Source organism: Blastochloris sulfoviridis, from assembly GCF_008630065.1.
Classification (GTDB): Bacteria; Pseudomonadota; Alphaproteobacteria; order Rhizobiales; family Xanthobacteraceae; genus Blastochloris; species Blastochloris sulfoviridis.
In genome coordinates, this window is the sequence record NZ_VWPL01000002.1 from 13,048 (window position 1) to 30,937 (window position 17,890).

At 71.1% G+C, this 17,890-nt stretch carries 14 protein-coding genes and 1 tRNA gene; 7 read left to right on the top strand and 8 right to left on the bottom strand.

Translation table 11 applies throughout. The features are described from left to right. The first annotated feature begins 147 nt into the window (after window positions 1-147). Complete coding sequence (gene obgE / locus F1193_RS01095; protein ID WP_150095832.1) at window positions 148-1,188, top strand: GTPase ObgE; 1,041 nt, start codon at window positions 148-150, stop codon at window positions 1,186-1,188. A gap of 140 nt (window positions 1,189-1,328) precedes the next feature. Beyond that, window positions 1,329-2,480: a glutamate 5-kinase gene (gene proB / locus F1193_RS01100; protein ID WP_150095833.1), complete on the top strand. Its 1,152-nt coding sequence runs from the start codon at window positions 1,329-1,331 to the stop codon at window positions 2,478-2,480. A 262-nt stretch (window positions 2,481-2,742) separates the two neighbouring features. Here the strand turns inward: proB and F1193_RS01105 are convergent, their stop codons facing one another. The 3 genes from F1193_RS01105 to F1193_RS01115 form a co-directional block, all read right to left on the bottom strand. Further along, a complete protein-coding gene (locus tag F1193_RS01105) occupies window positions 2,743-3,000 on the bottom strand; it encodes a con-10 family general stress protein (RefSeq protein ID WP_150095834.1) in 258 nt (85 codons plus the stop codon). A 161-nt stretch (window positions 3,001-3,161) separates the two neighbouring features. Then, window positions 3,162-3,707 (bottom strand): sigma-70 family RNA polymerase sigma factor, encoded by a 546-nt coding sequence (locus F1193_RS01110; protein WP_150095835.1) that lies wholly within the window; start codon window positions 3,705-3,707, stop codon window positions 3,162-3,164. Beyond that, window positions 3,704-3,931, bottom strand: coding sequence for a NepR family anti-sigma factor (locus F1193_RS01115; protein WP_170263242.1), 228 nt, complete (start codon window positions 3,929-3,931; stop codon window positions 3,704-3,706). The genes F1193_RS01110 and F1193_RS01115 overlap by 4 nt, the downstream gene beginning before the upstream one ends. Window positions 3,932-4,195: 264 nt before the next feature. Between F1193_RS01115 and F1193_RS01120 the strand changes: the two genes are divergently transcribed. Continuing rightward, window positions 4,196-4,993: a response regulator gene (locus F1193_RS01120; protein WP_150095836.1), complete on the top strand. Its 798-nt coding sequence runs from the start codon at window positions 4,196-4,198 to the stop codon at window positions 4,991-4,993. Window positions 4,994-5,167: 174 nt separating this feature from the next. Here F1193_RS01120 and F1193_RS01125 read toward each other — a convergent pair. From F1193_RS01125 to hemC, 4 genes are all read right to left on the bottom strand, one after another. Then, a tRNA-Thr gene (locus F1193_RS01125) sits at window positions 5,168-5,243 on the bottom strand. A 186-nt stretch (window positions 5,244-5,429) separates the two neighbouring features. Continuing rightward, entirely contained in the window at window positions 5,430-6,974 is a 1,545-nt protein-coding gene (locus F1193_RS01130) for a heme biosynthesis protein HemY (protein WP_150095837.1), read from the bottom strand. A gap of 16 nt (window positions 6,975-6,990) precedes the next feature. Beyond that, entirely contained in the window at window positions 6,991-9,363 is a 2,373-nt protein-coding gene (locus tag F1193_RS01135) for a uroporphyrinogen-III synthase (RefSeq protein ID WP_150095838.1), read from the bottom strand. Between the two features lie 4 nt (window positions 9,364-9,367). Beyond that, window positions 9,368-10,324, bottom strand: coding sequence for a hydroxymethylbilane synthase (gene hemC, locus F1193_RS01140; RefSeq protein WP_150095839.1), 957 nt, complete (start codon window positions 10,322-10,324; stop codon window positions 9,368-9,370). A gap of 112 nt (window positions 10,325-10,436) precedes the next feature. Here hemC and tsaD point away from each other — a divergent pair, with 112 nt between their 5' ends. Continuing rightward, complete coding sequence (tsaD, locus tag F1193_RS01145; RefSeq protein WP_150095840.1) at window positions 10,437-11,492, top strand: tRNA (adenosine(37)-N6)-threonylcarbamoyltransferase complex transferase subunit TsaD; 1,056 nt, start codon at window positions 10,437-10,439, stop codon at window positions 11,490-11,492. Further along, window positions 11,489-12,484 carry an NAD(P)H-dependent glycerol-3-phosphate dehydrogenase gene (locus F1193_RS01150; protein ID WP_170263244.1) on the top strand — a complete coding sequence of 332 codons (996 nt, stop codon included), beginning with the start codon at window positions 11,489-11,491 and terminating at the stop codon, window positions 12,482-12,484. The genes tsaD and F1193_RS01150 overlap by 4 nt, the downstream gene beginning before the upstream one ends. 232 nt (window positions 12,485-12,716) lie before the next feature. Here the strand turns inward: F1193_RS01150 and rpmB are convergent, their stop codons facing one another. Next, a complete protein-coding gene (rpmB, locus tag F1193_RS01155; protein ID WP_150095841.1) occupies window positions 12,717-13,019 on the bottom strand; it encodes a 50S ribosomal protein L28 in 303 nt (100 codons plus the stop codon). A gap of 184 nt (window positions 13,020-13,203) precedes the next feature. Here rpmB and F1193_RS01160 point away from each other — a divergent pair, with 184 nt between their 5' ends. After that, window positions 13,204-14,073, top strand: a complete 870-nt coding sequence (locus F1193_RS01160; RefSeq protein WP_150095842.1) for a DUF3108 domain-containing protein — start codon at window positions 13,204-13,206, stop codon at window positions 14,071-14,073. Between the two features lie 434 nt (window positions 14,074-14,507). Continuing rightward, entirely contained in the window at window positions 14,508-17,828 is a 3,321-nt protein-coding gene (locus F1193_RS01165) for a DEAD/DEAH box helicase (RefSeq protein WP_210247274.1), read from the top strand. The last annotated feature ends 62 nt before the right edge of the window (window positions 17,829-17,890 follow it).

Here is a 17,890-nt window from a genome sequence, read left to right on the forward strand (position 1 = left end):
AGTCACAACACTGGAACGTCATCCGGGCTAGGCGGCGACAGCCGCGCGAGCCGGACCGTCGTCACAACGGCCCTCTTTCCTGCAAACGGTCCCGGCTCGGCGCGTCGCGCCGTCCGGGACGACAACGCGACCAACCCGTAGAATTCGATGAAATTCCTCGATCAGGCCAAGGTGTACGTGAAGGCGGGCGACGGCGGCAACGGCTGCGCCTCGTTCCGCCGCGAGAAGTTCATCGAGTTCGGCGGGCCGGACGGCGGCGATGGCGGCCGCGGCGGCGACGTCGTCATCGCCTGCGTCGATGGCCTCAACACCCTGATCGACTATCGCTACCAGCAGCACTTCAAGGCCCAGCGCGGCGAGAACGGCAAGGGCAAGCAGCGCCACGGCGCCGGCGGCAAGGACATCGTGCTGCGGGTGCCGGTCGGCACCCAGGTGTTCGACGACGACAAGGAGACGCTGCTGGCCGACCTCACCGAAGTCGGCCAGCAGGTGGTGCTGCTCAAGGGCGGCAATGGCGGCTTCGGCAACATGCGCTTCACCACCTCCACCAACCGCGCGCCGCGCCGGGCCAATTCCGGCGAGGTGGGGCCGGAGCGCTGGATCTGGCTGCGGCTGAAGCTGATCGCCGACGCCGGGCTGGTCGGCCTGCCCAATGCGGGAAAGTCGACCTTTCTCGCCGCGGTGTCGGCGGCGCGGCCGAAGATCGCCGACTATCCCTTCACCACCCTGCACCCCAATCTCGGCGTGGCGCGCGTCGACGAGCGCGAGTTCGTGATCGCCGACATTCCCGGCCTGATCGAGGGCGCCCACGAGGGCGTCGGCATTGGCGACCGCTTCCTTGGCCACATCGAGCGTTGCCGGGTGCTGCTGCACCTCGTCGACGGCACCACCGAGCATGCCGGCAAGACCTACAAGGCGGTGAGGAAGGAGCTCCAGCTCTATGGCGGCGGGCTCGCCGACAAGCCCGAGGTGGTGGCGCTGTCCAAGGCCGATGCGCTCGACCCCGACACGCTGAAGGAGCAGGTGGCGCGGCTGAAGCGCGCCGCCAAGCGCACGCCGCTGGTGCTGTCCTCCCAGTCCCGCACCGGCGTCGCCGAGGCGCTCAGGGCGCTGGCGGCGGTGATTGCCGACGCCAAGGCGATCGACGTGGAGGAGGACGAGCCCGAGATGGAGGGCTGGCAGCCGTGACACCCCTTGCACGCGGGGTGGCGCCGCGGCTGCGCCAGCGGCATCGCGCGGGTCCGCCAGTTGCCGGTTGCCAACCCGCCTGACCCGTGCGACAGCCGCGCGGTCCTGACCCGCGTCCACTTCAAATCCCGTCCGCAGTCATGTGCTCGCCCCAGCCCGCCAAATCCCCGCCCGCGCCCCAGCTCGCGGCGTTCCGCCGCATCGTGATCAAGGTCGGCTCGGCGCTGCTGGTCGATCCCAAGGAGGGGGTGCCGCGCACCGAGTGGCTCGCCTCGCTCGCCGCCGATCTCGGCATGCTGCACCGGCGCGGTGCCGATCTCATGGTGGTGTCGTCGGGCGCCATCGCGCTCGGCCGCACCGTGCTGCGGCTCGGCCGCGGCCCGCTCAAGCTGGAGGAAAGCCAAGCCGCCGCCGCGGTCGGCCAGATCGCCCTGGCGCGGGTGTGGTCGGAGATGCTGGCGGCGGAGGGCATGAAGGCCGGCCAGATCCTGCTCACGTTGGGCGATACGGAAGAGCGGCGGCGCTATCTCAACGGCCGCAACACCCTCGACAAGCTCCTGGAACTCGGCGCGGTGCCGGTGATCAACGAGAACGACACCGTCGCCACCACCGAGATCCGCTACGGCGACAACGACCGCCTGGCGGCGCGCGTCGGCACCATGGCGTCCGCCGACCTCGTGGTGCTGCTGTCTGACATCGACGGGCTCTATACCGCTCCGCCGCGGCAGGATCCCACCGCCAGCTTCATCCCGGTGGTGCCGCGGATCACCGCCGAGATCGAGGCGATGGCCGGCGATGTCGGCTCGGAACTGTCGCGCGGCGGCATGCGCACCAAGATCGAGGCCGCCAAGATCGCCACCTCGGGCGGCGCCCACCTCCTCATCGCCTCGGGAAGGGTGCCGAACCCGCTGCGCGCCATCGAGCAGGGGGCGCGGGCGACGTGGTTCCTGACGCCGGCCAATCCGGTGACCGCCCGCAAGAAATGGATTGCCGGCTCGCTGGAGCCCAAGGGCACGCTCTTCATCGATGCCGGCGCCCGCGCCGCGCTCAAGCGCGGCAAGTCGCTGCTGCCGGCCGGGGTGATCCGGATCGAGGGGGCGTTCGCCCGCGGCGACGCGGTGATCGTGCGCGGACCCGACGGCGCCGAGGTGGCGCGCGGCCTCGTCGCCTACGACGCCGAGGACGCCGCCAAGATCCTGCGCCGCTCGTCCGAGGACATCCTGACGATCCTCGGCTTTTCCGGCCGCACCGAGATGATCCACCGCGACGACATGGCCTTCGCGGGCGAGTGATACGGTTCTCCGGCCTGCAAGGCCTTCGAGCCGTATTCCGATCGCCGAAAATCCCGTTGCCGAACAAGGGATTTTCGGCGAGGCCGTTTCCGGTATCCCGAAGGGATCGGCCGGAAACCGTAGACGTCGTTTCCACCGCATCACGTGGAGCCGGCATCAAACGAAAATCCGGCCCGAGGGGCCGGATTTCGTCTCGCGCCGAGCCGCTTTCCTCCCGCCCGCCCCCGCCGGTTGTGAGGTCGGGGACGCGGGCGGGCAGGGGTCAGTGATGGCTGCCGGCGCGCTTGCGGCCGCCCTTGCGGCCGGCATCGGAGGCAAGCTCCCGATCCTGGGAGAAGGACCGGTTGGCGGGGTCGACGCTGCGCCCGCCCTTCTGGCCTGCCGAAGTTGCGAGAGACCGATCCCTCGCGAAGACTCGCTTTTCCGGCGGGACGCTCTGTCCGCCCTTGCGAGCGATCTCGCGCCGCGTCTGGCTATCCATCGCCGCAAAGCCGCGCTTGACCTTCACGCTCGCTTCCATTCCACGCACTCCTGTTTGGGACGGTGCGAACCAAACGCCGGACGCTCCGGACGGTTCCGAGCCCATTAAGGCCAAGTGAAACATTTGAGGGGCTGGACCCGAATTGCCCGCGCCATTGGCGGCCGGGAGATCACGTTTCCGCGCGCGGACGGCCCGAGTCCTCAGCCGGTCGCCTGCAGCGCGGCGCGGGTCTGGTCGTCCGGTCCGAGATCGTCGACGCTTTCGACCGCGAGGAGCTGGGCCAAGCGCGTGCGGGCGCGATTGACCCGGCTCTTGATGGTGCCGACGGCGCATTGACAGATTTCCGCGGCCTCCTCGTAGGAGAAGCCGGAGGCGCCGACCAGCAGCAGCACTTCGCGCTGGTCGGGCGGCAGGCGGGCGAGCGCCGTCTTGAAGTCTTCGAGGTCGAGGCGGGCGCCCTGTTCGGGCTGGGTGGACAGGCGCGCGGCATAGACGCCGTCGGCGTCTTCGACCTCCCGGCGGCGCTTGCGGTATTCGGAATGAAAAAGGTTGCGCAGGATCGTGAACAGCCACGCGTTCAGATTGGTACCCGGCTGGAAGCTGTCGATGTGCGAGAGCGCGCGCACCAGCGTTTCCTGCACGAGATCATCCGCCCGGTCGACGTTGCCGGACAATGAGATCGCAAAGGCACGCAGGCTGGGGACGGCGCCAAGAAGGGCATCGCGCATCGATGCGTCAATGGTCATCCAGTCGTTCCCTTCCCGGTACTCTTCCCCTTTTCGATGTCGTCGAGGTCCTTCAAGAGATCGATGAACCGATCCGGTATCGGTTGCTGAAGAAGATCGTCGTACATCGCGCGCAACTGCTCGCCCAATCGCGCCTGTGCATTGCGGTCCAGCCGTGGAGGCGCGGGTGGCACATGTCCGGGAACCACGTCTTCCGCGACCTCCCTCGCCCTCTTTTGCGCCATGTCAGTCCTCTTCTTCATCGCAAGTTCGCGCGACGCTACGCCACAGTACTTACCGTACCCGATGCTTTACTGATAATCGGCCTTCAGCACCTCGGCTCGACGGACGGTTCTCGATGCGGTCCTCCGAGATGCGGTCCCATGCCTCTCGAATTAACGCCGAATGCCGAGTTCGGTTCCCTGACGGGAACATTTTTCGGATGCAGGCGTTTTGAAAACGGGGGCGTACGATTTGCGCCCGTCGGCATTGAGTTGGGGGTCCGCGTCATGACGACAGCCGAACTGGTCGCGATGAGTCTGCCCTATCTTCGGCGGTATGCGCGTGCGGTCACGGGAGATCAGTCGGGTGGCGACGCCTATGTGGCGGCGACCCTGGAGGCCCTGCTGGCGAACGCCCCGCAACTGAGCAAGGCGTCCGACACCAAGGTCGAGCTGTTCCGCATCTTCAGCCGGATCTGGAACTCGCTGTCGGTCAACCACGCGCAGGAGGCCGCGGCCGCCACGCCCGGCGAGGCGCGGCTGCGCCAGCTCACGCCGCTGCCGCGCCAGGCCTTCCTTCTGGTCAGCCTGGAGAATTTCAGCGAGGAGGAAGGTGCGCGCATTCTCAGCGTCGACCGCTCGGCCTTCCGCGACCTCTTGGACAGCGCCGGGCGCGAACTCGCCGAGGACATTGCCACCGACGTGCTGATCATCGAGGACGAGCCGCTGATCGCGCTCGACTTCGAGGCGCTGGTGGAATCGCTCGGCCACCGCGTGCTGGGCGTGGCGCGCACGCGCGACGAGGCGGTGAAGCTCGCCGCGGGGCGGCGGCCGGGCCTGATCCTGGCCGACATCCAGCTCGCCGACGGCAGTTCGGGGCTCGACGCCGTCAACGACCTCCTGATGAAGGCCGAGGTGCCGGTGGTGTTCATCACCGCCTACCCCGAGCGCTTCCTCACCGGCGAGCGGCCGGAGCCCGCCTTCCTGATCGCCAAGCCGTTCCGGCCCAACCATGCGGCGGCGGTGATCAGCCAGGCGCTGTTCTTCGAGCGCAATGCGCGGCCGCGCCGCCGCGCCGTGGCGTGACCGGCGGCCCCACGAGCAGCCGCCAATCGGTTCTGCACGTCCGCCCTGCAAGCTGGCTCTGAACGCGACGGCCGGCCGGGCCGCCGCGCGAAATGGCACGCCGGCCAAGGGGCGCCACGCGCCCGGCGTTGATCGGACAGAGTTTTGCTGATCGGGTGGAGGTTTTCGGAAAACTGGTGCCGCAAGAGGGATTCGAACCCCCGACCCCATCATTACGAATGATGTGCTCTACCAGCTGAGCTATTGCGGCAGCCGAGCCGGCTTAAACGAACCGCCCCGCTTTTTCAAGCGAGGCGGTTCTGTTCGATGGTTCGAATATGCAGCCGGGCATCCGGCCAGGGGTCTGTGACCCGAAGTTCCCGACCCGGCCGCGCCGCCAGATCGAGACGCCGGACTGAGGGCGCCGGCCGGCGAAGTACGGTCCGGCGAAGGGCGCTCAGGCCCGCAGCCGCGGCTCGGCCGCGGGCTCAATCTCCACCTCCGTCGCCTCTCCGACGTCCGCGGTCGTGTCGGCGAGGGGGCGGGTCTCGTCCACCTCAAGCGTTGCGGCCGGCGCCAGGATCGGCGCGGGGGCCGCCTTGGGCGTCCGCTCGGCCGGTGCCGCTGCCACGGCGTCGACCCCCGGCAGGTGGGCGCTGGCGGCGGCCTCGACCACCGTGAAGGCGGTCTCCATCTCGTGCTCCAGGATCGGGCCGCCGAGCTCGATCGGCGGCACCTTCCACTCGAAGGCGTCGATGCGGCCGGTGACCGGCGAGATCGGCAGCCAGCGTTCGGAGACATAGCCGTCCGCCACCCAGGACGGATCCCGCTTGGCGCGGACGGCGCGGGCCGCCCATTCGCGGGCCTTGCCGACGTCGCCATGCTCGGCCGCTTCCAGCTCCGCCATCAGCAGGCACGCCCGCTGGGTCGGCTCCTGGATCAGGTGGATGATGGCGCCGCGCGCGGTGGCGAAGTCCTGCGCGTCGAGCGCGGCGCGCACCACCGTGAGCGCGCCTTCGGCGTGCCCGGCCGGGGCCAGCCGCTGCAGCATGCGCGCACGCTCCAGCCGGTCGCGCGGGCCGTCGCCGTCGCGCAGCCGCATATAGGCCTCGGCGATCTCGGGGTGCGGCGTCTCGCGCCACGCGGTCTCGAGGATCTTGGAGGCCCGGCGCAGCTCGCCGGTCCGGCCCAGCATGCGCCCGGCCAGCACCGCCGCCGGCACCAGCGTCGGCTCCAGCTTGACGGCCTCGACCGCGCGCTCGCGCGCCACCTCCGGGTCGCTCTCCTGCTTGGCCATCGCATCGGCGGTCAGCAGCACAGCCCGCAGGCGCTTGGCCGAGTTGCGGTCGGCGATGCCGCTGCGGCTGTTGCGATCGAGCAGCGCCAGCGCGCCCGACCAGTCGCCGCTTGCCGCGCGCGTGTCGAGCGCGGCCTGCGCCGCCCAGGGCAGCCCAGGCGCCTCGCCGGCCGCGGTCTCGGCATAGGCGCGGGCGGCGGTGGCGTCGTCGCGGCGCTGCGCCTCCATCCACAGGCCGCGCAGGCCGAGCAGGCGGGTTTCCTTGTTGGCGGCCATCTCGTGGAAGGCCGCCTCGGCCGCGCCCTGGTCGCCGCTGAGCTGGGCCGCCTGGGCCCGCAGCAGCAGCGTCAGCGGCTCGTTGCCGAGCAGGCGCTCGGCCTCGGCGGCCGCCCGGCGCGCCGTCTTGGGATCGCCGGCGCCGGCGGCGACGATGCCGCGCGACAGCGCCGAGAAGCCGCGGGCCCGCCGCCGCTCGGAGACCGAGGACGACATCAGGCCTGGAAGGTTGAACAGGGTCGAGACGATCGACCACAGGATGCCGGCGGCGAGCACCACCGTCACCAGGGCCACCGCGGCGAACAGCACCGAGGTCTCGATTTCCCAGCCCTGCCACTGGACGGCGACGATGCCGGGCCGGTCGGCCAGCCAGCCGGCGCCGAAGGCGATCCCGGCCAGGACGAAGAGGAACAATACGAGGCGGATCATGGCGCGTCTCCTGGTGTCAGCCGCCGGTGCGCGCCAGGGCGGCGAGGGCCTGGTCGGTCAGCTCGGCCAGGAGACGGTCGGCGTCGAGCCGGGTCTTGGCGATCTGCAGCCATGGCGTTGCGATCTTGACGAGATCGGGCGGCAACTGGCCGACCGTGGCGATCGCGCCGGCAAGATCGCCGCGCGACAATTGGGACTGGACGCGGCCGACGAGTGCCGCCGGCGTCTCGCCGTCCATGCCGGGGGTCGGCCGGAAGCGCACCAGCCCTTCGGCGCTGCGCGCCAGCTTGTTCAGCACAGCGCCGATGTCGTTGGCCGGCTCGTCGCGGGGCACGTTCGACAGAAGCTGGCTCACCAGATCGTCGAACCGGCCCTGCACCTGGCGCAGCGTCGGCACGCCGCTGGCAGCGACACCGTCGATGGCCTTGAGCCGCTCATAGCCCGGCCCGGCCAGCGCCATCGCCGCGTCGTACTCGGCGCGGAACGGGCGGCCTTCGTCAAGCGCGGTGCGCAGCGCGCCGAGCGCCACCGGCCAGGCGATCATCCGGCTCGGCGCCGCCGCGAGCTGCAGGCGCTGGTCGAGCGCCACCACCCGGCCGGGCAGGCTCGACAGCTCGGCGAGCTTGCGGTCGATCGCGGCGAGCTGGTCGGGCAGCGGCGTGGCGGCGGCGGCGGCCCGCTGGGCCGCCTCGCCCGCCGTGGTCGCCAGCCGGATCGCCTCCTCGGCGCCGTGGGCGGCGCCGTCGATCTTGGTCTCCAGGCCCTTGACCTGGGTCTGCAGGGCGCTGACGCGGGTGTCGTCGCCGGCCGGCTGGCCGGCCGCCGGGGCCGATTCAGTCTCGCGCGCCTGGGTCTCCAGCGCCGCGATGCGGGCGTCGAGCCGCGACAGTGCCTGGGCGGCGCGTTCCAGCTCGGCGATGCGGGTGGCGAGCACCTCGACCTGGTCGAGCTTGGCGACGATCGCCGGGTCCGGCTCGGCCGGTGCCGTCGGGGCGGGGGCAGGCGCCGGCTCGGGCCGGCTTTCGAGGGCGCTGAGGCGGGCCTCGGTCGCCTGCAGGCGGGCCTGGGCCTCCAGGAGCGGGCCGGGATCGGCGCCGAGCGGCGGCAGGATGCCGGTGTAGGTCAGGGCGCCGGCCGCCACGGCGCCGGCCAGCAGGCCGGCGAAGGTGCCGCCGACGATGGCGCCGCCGCGGCCGCGCGACGGGGGCGGGGCGGAAACGGGCTGTTTGGCCTCCGGCGCCTTCGACTCCGGCTCCTCCGTGTCTTGCGCCTCCGTGTCTTGCGCCTTCGTGTCTTGCGCCTTCGTTTCCTGCGTCTCCTGCGCCGAGCCTTCCTGTGCCGGAGCTTCCAGCGCCTTCGTCTCTTCGGACGTCTCCGGCGCTTTGGCCTCCGCGGCAACCGGGGCCTCGCCGGCCGGCGAGGCGGACGTCTCGGCGATCTCGATGGCTGCGACCTCGATTTCCGCCGGTCCGGCGGCCGCCTTGCGCGTGTCGTCCGCCGACGACGGGATCGTCTCCAAGGCGCTCGTCGCCTTGGCGCTCGCCGCGTCCGTCTCGATCGCTTCGGTCTCGGTCTTGGGGGCCGGTTCGGTGGGCGTCTGCCCGGGCCTGTTCGGCACGTCGTCGGTTGCTTGTGATGCCATCGCCGTCCTCCCACGTGTCACGTCGCACGCGTCACCCGCTTGTCGTCCGAAGGGCAACAGGTCGAGCAGACTGCCTTCGTCCGGTGTCGCTGCGATGCGCACAACCGCGCCGCTCGCCACCAGCGGCTCGGCCACCCTCGGCGACAGCGCATAATGTTGCAGCCCCACGACAGCATCATAAACGCCGTCACGGATGCCCGCCGCCAGCAGAGTTTCGCAGCTTCGGCGGGAGTAGTGCAGTATTCCGTCGATTCGTCCCGCTGACAACGCCGCGAGCGTGGCCTCGGCGAGATGTTGGGCCGGTTCTGCGCGGTAAGCCACAACAGTTTCGACGGCGATGCCGCGCGGTGCCAGCTCGGCGGCCAGATCGCCGGCCCGGTCCTCGCCGGCCAGCCACAGCACCCGCTCGCCGGGAATCAGGCATTTGGCCAGCATGTCCGCCAGATCGCCAACGTCGCCCTCGGCCGACGTGACGTCGGTGAAGCCGGCGCCGATCGCCACCTCGCGGGTGCGGCGGCCGACGGTGAACACCGGCAGGCCCGAATAGAACACCCAGGCCAATTCGGCCGCAGCCCGGGCGCCGTTGACGCTGGTCAGCGCCACGGCGTCGAAGCGGTTGGCCGGCGGCGACGGCGCCACCGGCACGATGGTCATCAACGGATCGAGCAGCGCCTCGTGGCCGTGGGCCGCAAGCGCGGCCCGGGTCCGGCTGGCCCCGGGCTCCGGCCGCGTGACCAGCAGGCGCATCGCCTCAGGCCCCGGCCAAGGCGGCGAAGAATGCGGGGCCCGCCCGTCCGCGCAGCTCGCGGCCGGCGTCGGCGCCAAGGGCGGCGGCCTCGGTCACCGATCCCTCGCGGGTGGTGTCGTGGGCCTCGGTGCCGTCCGGCATCAGGATGATGCCGGCGAACGACAGCCGGTCGCCGGTGACCGTGGCGTGGCCGCCGATCGGCGTGCGGCAGGAGCCGTCGAGCTCGTGCAGGAAGGCGCGCTCGGCGGCCAGCGCCCGCTCGGTCGCCGGCGCGTTGATCGCCGCCATCAGCTCGCGGGTGCGGCTGTCGTCCTCGCGGCACTCGATGGCGATGGCGCCCTGGCCGACCGCCGGGATGAAGTCGTCGGCCTCGATGATCGTGGCGGTGACGCCCGCGGGCAGCCGGTCGATCAGGCCGAGGCGCTTCAGGCCCGCCAGCGCCAAGAGCGTGGCGTCGACGGCGCCCTCGGCGACCTTGCGCAGCCGCGTCTCGACATTGCCGCGCAGCAGCGACACGTCGAGGTCGGGCCGGGTGCGCTTGACCATCGCCTGCCGGCGCAGCGAGGCCGAGCCGACCTTGCCGTCCTGCGGCAGGCCGGCAAGCCCGCCCGGCACGCGGCTGATCAGCACGTCGCGGACGTCCTCGCGCGGCAGGAAGGCCGGCAGCATCAGGCCGGGCGGCAGCACGGTGGGCAGATCCTTGGAGGAGTGCACCGCGATGTCGATCTGGCCCGCCAGCATCGCGTCCTCGATCTCCTTGGTGAACAGGCCCTTGCCGCCCGCCTGGGACAGCGCGCGGTCGAGGATCTGGTCGCCGATCACCTTGATGATGTCGATCCGGATGTCGTCCTCGGGCACGCCATGCGCGGCGGCGAGCCGGCGGCGGGTTTCATAGGCCTGCGCGAGCGCAAGGGCACTGCCCCGGGTACCGAGGCGAAGGAACGGAGAAGATTGCGTCATGAGGCAGGCCGATGTTACGCCAACGTGAGACATGCGCAAAAAAGCGCGGGCGGACGCGGATATGACGTATCCGCTTGGGGATCAAGCTGAGGGCCGGAACGCGGTGACGGACATGCTCGTACTCGGGCTGGAGACGACGTGCGACGAAACCTCCGCCGCGGTGGTGCGCCGCCACGAGGACGGACGCGGCGAAATCCTATCGAACGTCGTTCTATCCCAAGTTTCCGCCCATGCCGAGTACGGAGGCGTGGTTCCCGAGATTGCCGCCCGCGCCCATGTGGAGGCGCTGGACGGCATCGTCGCCCAGGCGATGGCGGAGGCGCGAATCGGCTTCAGCCACCTCGACGCGGTCGCCGCCGCCGCCGGCCCCGGCCTGATCGGCGGGGTCATCGTCGGGCTGATCACCGCCAAGGCGATCGCGCTCGCCGCCGGCAAGCCGCTGGTGGCGGTCAACCACCTGGAAGCCCACGCGCTGTCGCCGCGCCTCGTCGGCAAGCTCGGCTTCCCCTATTGCCTGCTGCTGGTCTCGGGCGGCCACACCCAGATCGTCGCGGTGCTCGATGTCGACCGCTTCGAGCGGCTCGGCACCACCATCGACGACGCGGTGGGCGAGGCATTCGATAAGGTCGGGAAGATGCTGAGCCTGCCCTATCCGGGCGGGCCGCGGGTCGAGGCCGCGGCCTTGCGCGGCAATCCGAAGCGATTCGCCTTCCCGCGGCCGATGCTGGGGCGGCCCGAGCCGGATTTCTCGCTGTCCGGCCTCAAGACGGCGGTCCGGCTCGCCGCCGAGGCGATCGCGCCGCTGTCGGAGACCGCCGTCGCCGACCTGTGCGCCTCGTTCCAGGCGGCGGTGGTGGACGTGATCGAGGACCGGCTGCGCGTGGGCCTGCGGCTGTTCGGCGCCAGGTTCGGCAAGCCCAAGGGGCTGGTGATCGCCGGCGGCGTCGGTGCCAACAAGGCGATCCGCGCCGCGCTCGACCGCATCGCCGCCGAGAACGCGCTGCGTCTGCTGATTCCCCCGGCGTCGCTGTGCACCGACAATGGCGCCATCATCGCCTGGGCCGGGGCCGAGCGGCTGGCGCTGGGCATGACCGACGACCTCGACTGTCCGCCGCGCGCCCGCTGGCCGCTCGGCCTGCCGCTCAAGATCGAGGCAACCGAATCGTGACCCGCTATTCCGCCATCGGAGTTGCCGGCGCCGGGGCCTGGGGCACCGCGCTGGCCAATGCCGCCGTCCGCGCCGGCCGGCGCGTCGTGCTGTGGACGGTGTTTCCCGACCACGCCCAGGACATGATCCGCACCCGCGAGAACAGGATGTTCCTGCCGGGGGTGCCGATCGCGCCGGACGTCGAGATCACCGCCGACCTCGCGGTGCTGGCCGAGACCTCCGCCATCCTGATGGTGGTGCCGACCGGGGCGCTGCGCGAGGTGTCGGCGAACCTCGCCCCGCTGATCCGGCCCGGCACGCCGCTGGTCGCCTGCGCCAAGGGCATCGAGCGCGGCACCGATCGCTTCGTCACCGAGATCGTCGCGGAGGCGGCGCCGCCCGCCATCCCCGCCATCCTGTCCGGGCCGAGCTTCGCCACCGACGTCGCCGCCGGCCTGCCGACCGCGGTGACGGTGGCCTCGGCGGACGAGGCCGTCGCGGCGCACCTCGCCGAGGCTGTCGGCTCGGCCTCGTTCCGGCTCTATCATTCCACCGACGTGCGCGGCGTCGAGATCGGCGGCGCCGCCAAGAACGTGCTGGCGATCGCGGTGGGCATCGCCCACGGACGCAAGTTCGGCGCCAGCGCCGCAGCCGCGCTCACCACCCGCGGCTTCGCCGAGCTGCGCCGCTTCGGCCACGCCTATGGCGCGCGGCCGGAGACGCTGGCCGGCCTGTCGGGGCTGGGCGACCTCATCCTCACCTGCGGCGGGCCGCAGTCGCGCAATTTCTCGCTCGGCTTCCGGCTCGGCTCCGGCGAGGCCCTGCCGGCGCCCGGCTCGGGGCCGCTGGCGGAAGGCGTCTTCACCGCGCCGGTGCTGGTGGAGATGGCGGCGAAGGCCGGGGTCGAGATGCCGATCGCCGCCGCGGTCGACGCCGTGCTCGCCGGCCGGCTCGGGCTCGACGAGGCGATCACCGGCCTCCTGGCCCGGCCGCAGAAGGCGGAGATCGGGTAATCCGGTTTCCAGCCTAAAGGGTTGGAGAACCGTATTGGCCATCCGCCCTGACGAGCGCACAAACGAAAGCCGCCCGACGGTGCCGGGCGGCTGGACTCTCACGCGAAACGGGCAGGGTTCGCCTGAAGCGGTACCCGATCCGACAGCGTCGGATCGGATGCGCCAAATCTTTGAGGTGTCGCAGTCTCTTCCGCAAAGCCGGCTCCGGCTATTGCGGAAAAGGCTCCAGCGGTCAGGCCGCAGCCTGGGGCTGCTCGGCCTGCGCCTTCTCGACGGCGCGCTTCAGCACGAGTGCGCGCGGCGACAGCTCTTCCGCCCGCGCCTTGACCAGGAACGCGTCGAGGCCACCGCGGTGGTCGACGGTCTTGATGGCGTTGGCCGAGACCCGCAGCCGCACGTCGCGGTCCAGCGTGTCGGAGCGGAACGTCACATTGCACAGGTTCGGCAGGAACCGGCGCTTGGTCTTCCGGTTCGAATGGCTCACCTTGTGGCCCACAAGGACCGCCTTGCCAGTCAGATCGCAGCGCCGGGACATGGCACAACCTCAATGAGGCCGCGTCAGCGGCGGCCGTCTCAAACTCGTCATGGGAGAGTGGGCGTATAATCGCCTGCCTTGCGCACGTCAAGCCGGCCATCGCCGCCGAAGGGCGTTTCGGGCGCGCGGTTGCGCCAGATTGCGACACAGTTCCGACAGAATTGCATCGCACCGGGGTTGAGCCATGCCATATTTCGCTTCGTCATCGATCCGGTCTGGGGCGCGGTTCGCGGCGATCGCCGGGGCCATCCTGTGGCAGTGCGCGGCGGCGGCGGCCGGCGACACCAGGGTCAATGCCCGCTACGACGTCACGCTGGCCGGCATGGAGATCGGCAAGGCGGCGCTGGTGATCGACATCGACGCCGTCAACTACACCGCCGCCGCCAGCGGCAAGATCACCGGCGTGGCCCAGTTCGTCACCGAAGGCAAAGGCTCGGCCGGCGCCCGCGGCCTGTTGACGAAAGAGAAGCCGCAGCCGGGTTCGTTTGCGATGACGGCCTCGGGCGACGACAAGCAGATCGCCATCCAGTTCGGGTTCGAGCGCGGCGCGGTCAAGGGCCTGCAGGTGACGCCGGAGCCGAAGCCGCGGCCGGACCGGATCGAGGTGACCGAGATCCACCGGCGCAACGTGCTCGACCCGATGAGCGCCGCCCTGTTCGTGGTGCCCGGCACCGGCGACGTCACCGGTCCCGACGCCTGCACGCGCGTGGTCCCGATCTTCGACGGGGTGTCGCGCTACGACCTGACGTTCGAGTTTCTCCGCCAGGAGGCGGTCGCGGCCAAGGGGTTTGCCGGCACAGCGGTGGTCTGCGCCGTCGGCTTCCGGGCCATCGCCGGCCACCGGCTCGGACGCAAGGACATCGAATATATGGAAAACAACAAGGACATCGCGGTCTGGCTGGTGCCGGCCGCCGGCAGCCGCGTCCTTGTGCCGTTCAAGATCTCGGTGGCCACCAAGGTCGGCACCTGCGTCATCGAGGCGAAGTCCTTCGCCACCCGGCGCGTGGAGCCGCGCGCCACCGCGGCGCCCGCCCAGGGCAACGCCGCGCGGTGACGCGCCGTCGCCGCGCGCGTTCGGCGGGAAGCGAGAATGCGGGGGCCAAGACGCGGGAGCCAAGACGCGGGAGCAGGCACGCAGGCGCAAAGTCCAGTTTGCGGCGGCTGGGGGTATGTGGCCGGAGACACCCTACATATTGTGGCGAACGAATCCCGATTCCCGCAGAGTCAGCGATTCGGCCCCGGTTCGTTCGAGAGTCGTTCCAATGGGTTGCGCGTTGCCGCCGGGCTACTGCCGCGATGGTGTCGCATTATGATACGGTATGTGGGGATCACGCCGTGATCTTCGGAAACAGTCTTGTCAAAAATCCTTGTCCGGTAAGGGATGTTTGACGATCGCCGGACGAAACGCGGCCCCAGCGGGCGGCTTTCGTGTGATACAAGCGCTCTGAACCCGGGCCTTGCCGCGCGCCCTTCGAACTCCGATCGCCCGTGTCCCACTTCCATTCCTCGGTTCTTCCGCCTTCCCTCCGCGCCCGCGGCGTCACCGCCGTGCTGGGGCCGACCAATACCGGCAAGACGCGCCTGGCCATCGAACGCCTGCTGGCGCATCCGACCGGGCTGATCGGCCTGCCGCTGCGGCTGCTCGCCCGCGAGGTCTATGGCCACATCGTCAGCCGGATCGGCGATCGCGAGGTGGCGCTGGTCACCGGCGAGGAGAAGATCAAGCCGCCGAACCCGCGCTACTGGGTGGCCACCGTCGAGGCGATGCCGCGCGACCTCGACGTGTCCTTCGTCGCCATCGACGAAATCCAGCTTGCCGCCGATTTCGAGCGCGGCCACGTGTTCTGCGACCGCTTCCTCAACCGCCGTGGCCGCGACGAGACGCTGGTGCTGGGGGCGGCCACCATGCGCCCGCTGGTCGAGCGGCTCATTCCCGGCGTCTCGGTGGTGCAGCGGCCGCGCCTGTCCCAGCTCGTCTATGCCGGCGAGAAGAAGCTCACCCGCCTGCCGCAGCGTTCGGCCGTCGTCGCGTTCTCGGCCGAGGAGGTCTACGCCATCGCCGAATTGATCCGCCGCCAGCGCGGCGGGGCGGCGGTGGTGCTGGGGGCGCTATCCCCGCGCACCCGCAACGCCCAGGTGGCGCTCTACCAGTCGGGCGACGTCGACTATCTGGTGGCCACCGACGCCATCGGCATGGGCCTCAATCTCGACGTCGACCACGTGGCGTTCGCCGCGGACCGCAAGTTCGACGGCTACCAGTACCGCCGGCTGACCCCGGCGGAACTTGCCCAGATCGCCGGCCGCGCCGGCCGGGCGACCCGCGACGGCACGTTCGGCGTCACCGGCCGCTGCGCCCCCTTCGACGCCGAGACCGTCCAGCGGCTCGAAAGTCATAGTTTCGAGGCGGTCAAGGTTCTACAATGGCGCAACACGCAGCTTGATTTCGCCTCGCTTTCGGCGTTGCAGGCGTCATTGGCGCGAAATCCTGCCGAGCCGGGGCTGACGCGGGCGCCGATGGCAGAGGATCTGTTGGTGCTGGAGGCGGCGGCGCGTGATAGTGAGGTGCGAGACTTTGCCCGAACTCCCGACGATGTCGCCCGTCTATGGGAATGCTGCCAGGTTCCGGACTATCGCAAGATCGCGCCCGCCGCCCACGCCGAGCTATGCACGACGCTCTACGGTTTCCTGCAGCGCACGGGCCGCATCCCGGCGGACTGGTTCGCCCGGCAACTGGCGCTGGCCGACCGCACCGACGGCGATATCGACACGCTGTCGACGCGGATTGCACATGTGCGAACCTGGACATTCGTTGCCAACCGGCCTGACTGGCTGGCAGAGCCGGAGCACTGGCAGGACATCACCCGCGGGCTGGAGGACAAGCTGTCCGATGCCCTTCACGAGCGACTTACCCAGCGATTTGTCGACCGCCGCACCAGCGTGCTGATGCGGCGCCTCAGAGAAAATACCATGCTCGAAACCGAGATCAGCAAGACCGGCGACGTGCTCGTCGAAGGCCACCGCATCGGCCACCTCCAGGGCTTTCATTTCGCGCCGGAGGCAAGCGCGGCCGGTCCGGACGCCAAGGCGCTGCGCGCCGCATCGGCCAAGGCGCTCGCCGGCGAGATCGATATCCGCGCTGCCCGCTTCGCCGAGACGCGCGACGATACCATCGTGCTCGCCGCCGACGGCACCGTGCGCTGGCTCGGCGAGGCGATCGCCCGCATCCAGTCGGGCGAGGAGGTGCTGAAGCCGCGGCTGCGGCTGATCGCCGACGAGCAGCTCACCGGCGCGGCCCGCGATTCGGTGCAGGCGCGCGCCGACCTGTGGCTGAAGACCCACCTCGAAAAGCTGCTCGGCCCGCTGTTCGCGCTGCTTTCGGCCGAGGATATCACCGGCATCGCCCGCGGCGTCGCCTTCCAGATCGCCGAGGCGCTGGGGGTGCTGGAGCGCCAGCGCGTCGCCGAGGAGGTCAAGGGGCTCGACCAGACGGCGCGCGCGGCGCTGCGCAAGTACGGCGTGCGCTTCGGCGCCCACCATCTCTATCTGCCGGGGCTGCTGAAGCCGGCGCCGCGGGCGCTGGCGCTGCAGCTGTGGGCGCTCAAGCATGGCGGGCTCGACCAGAAGGGCCTCGACACCCTGCCGCATCTGGCGGCCTCCGGCCGCACCTCGATCCCGGTCGATCACGAGGTGCAGAAGGCGCTCTACCGCGCCATCGGCTATCGGGTGGTGGGCGAGCGCGCGGTGCGCGTCGACATTCTGGAGCGGCTGGCCGACCTGATCCGGCCGGCGCTGGCGTGGCGGCCGGCCTCGCCCGGCCCCAAGCCGGCCGGCGCCGTCGACGGCACCGGCTTCACCGTCACGGTCGGCATGACCTCGCTGGTCGGCTGCTCGGGCGAGGACTTCGCGTCCATCCTCAAGGCACTGGGCTACCGCATGGAACGCCGCCTGCCGCCGGCCGAGGCCCCGGCGGCCGCGCCCGAAGCTGTGCCCGAAAGCTCGGACGAAAGCCTGGCCGAGTCCGGCGAGGCCGCGCCGGCCATGGCCGAGGAGACGATTGCCGCCGAGAGCGAGCCCGAGGCGCAGGCCGACATGGCCGACGAAGTGGTGGACGAGGCGCCGGCCGAGGCCGCGCCCGAAGCCGTCGCGTCGTCCGAGCCCGCGGCGGTGGAGCCCGAGACCGTTTCGGCCGAGGCCGGGAGCGTCCCGGAGCCTGCGGCCGAGGGAGCCGCCGAGGCGGCCGCCGATATTGGCGCGCCGGCGGTGCCGGCCGAGCCGGAGATGATCGAGGTGTGGCGGATCGGCGGGCGCCATCACGACCAGCGCCGCCCGCGCCGTCCGGGCGAGGGCCATGGTGGCCGTCCGTTCCGGCGCGAGCAGCCGGCTGCGGCTGCCGGCGAGGGGGCGCCGGAGGACCAGGCCCGACCCCAGGCGGAGGCGCCGGCCGGCGGCCGGCGGTTCGACCGTCCGCGTCCCGATCACCGTCGCCGGCCGGACGGCGAGGCCCAGGGCCGGGGCGAGCGCCCCGATCGCGGGGAGCGTCCCGACCGCAACAATGAGCGCGGCGAGCGCGGCGAACGCCGCCAGCGGACGCAGGGGTTCGATCGCGACCGGAGCGAGCGGCCGGAGGGCCGCGGCGAGCGCGGCGGCCCGCCCCGCCGCGACGAGCGGCCGCGGGGACCGGCACCGGAGCGGGTGCGCCACGAGTCGCGTCCCGAGCGGCGCGAGCGCGAGGACAAGCCGATCGATCCGGATTCGCCCTTCGCCAAGCTCGCCATCCTCAAGGCCCGGCTGGAAGCGGAGAAGCCGTGAGGCGAGGCCGTGGCCTCGCGCGCCGGGTTCCGGCGGTCAGGCCATGCGGTTTCCGGCGGATC